Annotated in this window: 1 protein-coding gene; it reads right to left on the bottom strand. The window is 41.0% G+C overall.

Annotated features, from left to right (window positions below; all coding sequences use genetic code 11):
* Positions 1-564: sensor histidine kinase (locus E0496_RS34460; RefSeq protein ID WP_161601674.1), on the bottom strand; the 564-nt coding region annotated here is incomplete at both ends.

Here is a 564-nt window from a genome sequence, read left to right on the forward strand (position 1 = left end):
AATAATTGCTTTACCCGACTCTTCAGCAAAAGAGACACGCAGCAGCCCCCCCTCTGTCACATTTTCAAGCCCATGTACAAATGCATTTTCAACAAGCGGCTGGATGATAAGGCGTGGTACGGATATTGGCTTTAGCTTCTCTGGAATATCCCCAAAATCAATGGTCACCCTATCCGAGAAACGTGTTAGCTGTAGCATGACGTAATTTCGAGCATGTGCTGCTTCATTCTCTAAAGGTACCGTATCCCTTGTATTGCGTGTAATGAACTGAAAATATTTGGCGAGCTGATTGGTAAACTGCACCGCTTCATCCTCTTTTTGCATCTTAATTAATCGAATAATACTAAACAGGCAATTATAAAGAAAATGAGGATTAATTTGCGATTGCAGCTGCTTCAGCTCCGCATTTTGCCGATGGATTTGCTGATTGTATACCTCATCAATCGAAATTTGGAGATTAACAAGCATCTCATTAAAACGTTCATATAAAAAACCAAACTCATCATCCTTGTGATGTCTAATATTCAGATCCAGATTCCCTTCCTCTACCCGTTTGAATGCGCG

The organism is Paenibacillus luteus (genome assembly GCF_006542765.1).
GTDB lineage: Bacteria > Bacillota > Bacilli > Paenibacillales > Paenibacillaceae > Pristimantibacillus > Pristimantibacillus luteus.